Origin of the sequence: Jeotgalibacillus proteolyticus, assembly GCF_050107735.1 — a bacterium.
Classification (GTDB): domain Bacteria; phylum Bacillota; class Bacilli; order Bacillales; family Jeotgalibacillaceae; genus Jeotgalibacillus; species Jeotgalibacillus proteolyticus_A.
Genome location: NZ_JBNILO010000040.1, coordinates 1 through 255, shown reverse-complemented (window position 1 = coordinate 255; position 255 = coordinate 1). Strand labels below are relative to the sequence as shown.

Genomic DNA, 255 nt, shown 5'->3' with positions numbered 1-255 from the left:
GCGCTGAAGAGCTTAACTTCCGTGTTCGGCATGGGAACGGGTGTGACCTCTTCGCAATTATCACTAGACGCTATTATAGAAAGGCTCGCGCCTTCAAAACTGGATAAGACATCAACACAAACATTGCGTTTTCGAGTAATCACCAAAATTGGTTAAGTCCTCGATCGATTAGTATTCGTCAGCTGCACATATCGCTATGCTTCCACCTCGAACCTATCTACCTGATCATCTTTCAGGGATCTTACCACTTGCGTG

Annotated in this window: 2 rRNA genes; both read right to left on the bottom strand. The window is 45.5% G+C overall.

The features are described 5' to 3' along the window. Positions 1-68: ribosomal RNA gene (rrf, locus tag ACQCT8_RS19050) — 5S ribosomal RNA — on the bottom strand; the annotation flags it as partial. An 80-nt stretch (positions 69-148) separates the two neighbouring features. Further along, positions 149-255, bottom strand: a 23S ribosomal RNA gene (locus ACQCT8_RS19045); the annotation flags it as partial.